Origin of the sequence: Micromonospora sp. RV43, from assembly GCF_001029515.1 — a bacterium.
Classification (GTDB): domain Bacteria; phylum Actinomycetota; class Actinomycetes; order Mycobacteriales; family Micromonosporaceae; genus Micromonospora; species Micromonospora aurantiaca.
On the sequence record NZ_LEKG01000302.1, the window covers coordinates 1 to 4533 of the forward strand.

Annotated in this window: 6 protein-coding genes; 2 read left to right on the forward strand and 4 right to left on the reverse strand. The window is 75.2% G+C overall.

Annotated elements, in window-relative coordinates:
• Positions 1–10: 10 nt before the first annotated feature.
• A complete protein-coding gene (locus ABD52_RS36340; protein ID WP_047894738.1) occupies positions 11–511 on the forward strand; it encodes a metallophosphoesterase in 501 nt (166 codons plus the stop codon).
• 2 nt (positions 512–513) lie between these two features.
• Here the strand turns inward: ABD52_RS36340 and ABD52_RS36345 are convergent, their stop codons facing one another.
• On the reverse strand, positions 514–738 hold the full coding sequence (locus ABD52_RS36345) for a DUF3072 domain-containing protein (protein WP_013474820.1): 225 nt from the start codon (positions 736–738) through the stop codon (positions 514–516).
• Between the two features lie 53 nt (positions 739–791).
• On the opposite strand from ABD52_RS36345, the gene ABD52_RS36350 reads away from it, so the two are divergent.
• On the forward strand, positions 792–1778 hold the full coding sequence (locus tag ABD52_RS36350; RefSeq protein ID WP_200905291.1) for an NAD(P)/FAD-dependent oxidoreductase: 987 nt from the start codon (positions 792–794) through the stop codon (positions 1776–1778).
• A 20-nt stretch (positions 1779–1798) separates the two neighbouring features.
• Here the strand turns inward: ABD52_RS36350 and ABD52_RS36355 are convergent, their stop codons facing one another.
• The 3 genes from ABD52_RS36355 to ABD52_RS36365 all read right to left on the reverse strand — a co-directional run.
• Entirely contained in the window at positions 1799–3088 is a 1290-nt protein-coding gene (locus ABD52_RS36355) for a sodium:proton antiporter (RefSeq protein WP_047894735.1), read from the reverse strand.
• Between the two features lie 100 nt (positions 3089–3188).
• Positions 3189–3866, reverse strand: coding sequence for an HAD family hydrolase (locus ABD52_RS36360; RefSeq protein ID WP_047894736.1), 678 nt, complete (start codon positions 3864–3866; stop codon positions 3189–3191).
• Between the two features lie 9 nt (positions 3867–3875).
• A partial coding sequence (locus tag ABD52_RS36365) for an ATP-binding protein (protein ID WP_152748370.1) occupies positions 3876–4533 on the reverse strand: 658 nt, incomplete at its 5' end.

Genomic DNA, 4533 nt, shown 5'->3' on the forward strand with positions numbered 1-4533 from the left:
GGATGAGGGGGTGGAACTCGTGATCATGGCGGACACGCATGTGCCCAAGCGGGCGCGGGATCTTCCGGCGGTGCTGTGGGGGGCCGTGGAGGCCGCGGATGTCGTGGTGCACGCGGGGGACTGGGTGGACGTGGCGCTGCTGGACGCGCTGGAGGCGCGGTCGCGCCGCCTGGTCGGCGTGTACGGCAACAACGACGGGCCGGAGCTGCGCGCCCGGCTGCCCGAGGTGGCCCGCGTCGAGCTGGACGGCCTGCGGGTCGCCGTGGTGCACGAGACCGGCCCGAAGACCCGCCGCGAGGAGCGCTGCGCCGCCACGTACGGCGACTGCGACCTGCTCGTCTTCGGGCACTCGCACATCCCCTGGGACACCGTCGCCCCGGGTGGTCTGCGCCTGCTCAACCCCGGCTCACCCACCGACCGGCGGGCGCAGCCGTACGCCACCTACCTGACCGCCCGGGTGGTGGCGGGGCGGCTCGACCGGGTCGAGCTGCACCGCCTGCCCCCGCGCTGACCTCAGCGGCCCCGGCCGGTCTCCGCCTGGAGCTCGTCGATCCGCCGGGACGCCTCGGCCTTGGTCAGGCCCTCCGGCACCGGCTCGCCCGCCTCCTGGGCCAGGGTGTGCAGGTACGACTCCTGGGCGGCGGTGGGCGGCTCGTCGCCGGTGACCCAGTCGTCCGGGTCCTTGACGGCGGCGTCCGGATTCACGTTCCTGCCGTTGGTGTTGGCGCGGTCGGCCATGCTGATCACCTCTCCTCGAACAGGTGTACCACTACCCCCGGCCCGGCGGGTTCATGCCGCCCGCCGCCTACGATCACCTGGTGACGGCGGACCGGACGGGCGTGGTGGTGGTCGGTGCGGGCATCGCCGGGGTGGCGTGCGCGACCGAGCTGGCGCGGGCCGGTGTGCCGGTGCGGGTACGCGAACGGGCCCGGGTCACCGGCGGGCGGATGGCCAGCAAGCGCTTCGACGGCCGCCCGGCCGACCTGGGAGCCGCGTACTTCACAGTGGACGATCCGGACTTCGCCGTCGTGGTGGACCGGTGGCGGGCCGCCGGGCTGGCGCGGGAGTGGACCGACACGCTCGTCGCGTACGGGCCGGGCGGGCGCGAGCAGGTCACCGGCCCGATGCGCTGGGCCGCCCCGCGCGGGCTGCGCTCACTCGTCGAGCAGCTCGCAGGCGACCTGCCGGTGACGCACGACCGGCTGGTGATGAGCGTCGAGCCCGGCCTCCGGGTGGACGGCGCCGAGGCCGAGGCGGTCGTGCTCGCCATGCCCGGCCCGCAGGCGGCGCTGCTGCTGGACCCGGCGCTGGCCGAGGCGACCCGGGCGGTGGCCGCGCAACGCTGGTCGCCGGCGCTGAGCGGGGTGCTGCACTTCCCGGCCCGCCGCTGGACGGACTTCCGCGGGGCGTTCGTCAACGGCCACCCCGTACTCAGCCTGGTCTGCGACGACGGCGACCGCCGTGGTGACGGCGCGCCGGTGCTCGTCGCGCACACCACAGCCGAGTTCGCCGCCGGGCACCTGCTCCAGCCCACAGCCGCCCGCCCGGCGATCGAGCAGGCGGTCCGCGACCTGCTCGGACTGCCCGAGCCGGCGGTGTCGGCCCACGTGCACCGCTGGACGTACGCGTCCCCGGCCGCGCACGCCGGGAGCGCCACGTTCCACCTGGACGACGACGGCATCGGCCTGGCCGGTGACGCGTTCGGCCGCCCGCGCGTGCAGACCGCCTGGCGTTCCGGCCGGGACCTGGGCCGCGCGCTCGCCGCCCGGCTGGGCTGAGAGCCCTCGGCCCGGGCCGGTCAGCCGGTGGCGCCCACCGGTTGCGCCGCCGACCCGGCCCGCGTGTCCTCGCCGGTGCGTTCGCCCTCCCGGTCCAGCAACTGCATGACCGGTGTCGCGGCGATCCCGTGCGCCACCACCGACACCACCACCACGAGACCGACTGTGGCCCAGACCAGATCCGCCTGCGGGAAGTCGGTCTTGCTGGTGGCGTACGCCAGGTAGTAGAACGAGCCGACGCCGCGGATGCCGAACAGCGAGATCACCCAGTGCTCGGCCGGTCTGCCCGGCGCCCCGCGCAGCGACAGCCACGCGGCCAGCGGCCGGATCACCAGCACCAGCGCCAGCCCGGCCAGTGCCGCCGGCCAGGTCAGCGGCGCGAGCAGCCCGCCGATCACCGCGCCGCCGAACAGCAGCAGCAACAGCACCGTGAGCAGCCGCTCCACCTGCTCGGCGAAGTCGTGCAGCACGGAATGGAACTCGTGCGTACGCTCGGCGGCCCGGATCGCGCGGGCGGCCACGAACACGGCCAGGAAGCCGTACCCGCCGATCACCTCGACCAGCCCGTACGCGAGGAACGTCGCGGCCAGCGCGAGGAAGCCCTCGGAGTGCCGGGCCAGCCGCAGCTTGCTCGGGGCACGGAAGAACAGCTTGCCGAGCAGCCAGCCGACGAGCAGCCCGCCGCCCACCCCGGCGGCGAGCTTGTAGAACACGTCCACCGCGAACCACTCGGCGAGCCAGCCGGACGGCGCGAGCCCGGTGGTGGCGATCGCGATGGCCGCGTACACGAACGGGAAGGCGAGCCCGTCGTTCAGGCCCGCCTCCGAGGTGAGCGCGAAGCGCACCTCGTCCTCCGAGTCCTCCACATCGGTCGGTTCGCCCACCTGCACGTCGGAGGCGAGCACCGGGTCGGTGGGCGCGAGCGCCGCGCCGAGCAGCAGCGCCGCGGCCGGCACCAGACCGGCCCACCACCAGCCGAGCAGCGCCACCGCGGCGATGCACAGCGGCATGGCGATCGCGAGCAGCCGCCACGTCGACGACCAGCGGGCCCAGCTCAGCGGACGGTCGATCTTCAGGCCGGCACCCATCAGCGCGACGATCACCCCGACCTCGGTGAGGTGGGTGGTCAGTTCCGGCCAGCGCAGCGGGTCCGGTGTGGGCAGACCGGTGGGCAGCACGAACACGAGCATGCCGAGCCCGAGGAACGCGATCGGCATCGACAGCGGCCGCCGCTCCAGCACCCGGGGCAGCACCCCGGCCAGCAGCGCACCGACGCCCAGCAGAGCGAACGCGACATCGACCGGTTCCACGACACCACCCTTCCGACGCCCGGCGGCCGGGCGGTGGAGTCCAGCAGTGCCCCGAAGCGGGTCCGGTTAAGCGTGCGCGTGCCCGCCGGTCGACCGCCGGTCAGCCGAGCGTGCCGATGGCGCTGTCCGGCAGGGCGTGCAGCAGCGCCGCCGGGTCGTCGTAGACCGCCACCGCGCCCGCGCCGGCCAGCTCCGCCCGGCCGGTGCCGCCGCAGGTCAGGCCGATGCACGGGATGTCCAGCTTGCCGGCGGCTGCCACGTCCCAGACCGAGTCGCCGACGAACACCACCCGCTCGGCGGTCAGCCCCGACTGGTCCAGCGCGGCGACCAGGATGTCCGGCGCCGGCTTGCTCTCCTGCGCGTCGGCCGACGAGGTGACCGAGTCGATCACGTCGTCCGCGTCCAGCGCGGCCCGCAGCGCTGTCACCTCGTGTTCGGCGGCCGAGGTCGCCAGCACCACCCGCAGCCCGCGCTCGGCGCAGGCGCGCAGCAGTCCCCGGGCACCGGGCAGCGGCGCCAGCCGCTCCCAGTACTCCGCGTACAGCGCGTCGTGCGCGTCGCGCAGCCGGCCGTCGGCGTCCCGGTCCCGCTCGGCGCCGAGCAGGTGGTCGAGCAGCTTGTCCGAGCCCATGCCGATGGACCTGTGGATCCGCGCCATCGGCACCCGGTGGTCGGCCTGGCGCAGCGCCTCCCACCAGCTCACCGTGTGCAGGTACGTCGTGTCGACCAGGGTGCCGTCCACGTCGAACAGGACACCGCATCGCTTGTCGTCGGCCATGTCCGGCTCCTACCCGGCCGGGGCGTCGCCGACGCGCGGCTCACCCGCCGGAATGAGGATCTCGAACCAGACCGTCGAGCCGCGTACGGTCGGGTCGGTGCCCCAGGCGTCGCTCAACTCCTCGATCAGGCCGAGCCCGCGGCCGCGGCTGCTGAGCGTGTCGGTCTGCGCCCGGGTGACCTGACCCCGGGTGCCCGAGTCGGCAACCGACACCAGCAACCGCTCGGCGGACAGGTCGACCTCGACCCGGGCGGCGGTGCCGGCGTGCAGCAGCGCGTTGGTGGTCAGCTCGCTCGTGCACAGCACCGCCGCGCCGATCACCGCCTCCGGCACCCGCCACTCGCCGAGCTGCGCGGTCATCCAGTGCCGGACCCGGCTCGGCGCGGTCGGCTCGGCCGGCACCTCCATGCTCGCCGACCGGCTGGGGCGCACCGCGTACTCGACGGCGAGCACCGCCACGTCGTCCTCGGTGGCGCCCGGCACCGACGCGGTCGCCACCGCGCACAGCGCGCGCGGGTCGCCGCCGGCCGCCCCGGTCACCGCCGCGCCCAGCCCGGCCATCCCGGCGGCCAGGTCCTGCCAGCGCCGCTCCACCACGCCGTCGCTGTAGAGCAGCAGCGTGTCGCCGGGCCGGAACGGCACGGTGGCGGTACGCGCCCGCCCACAA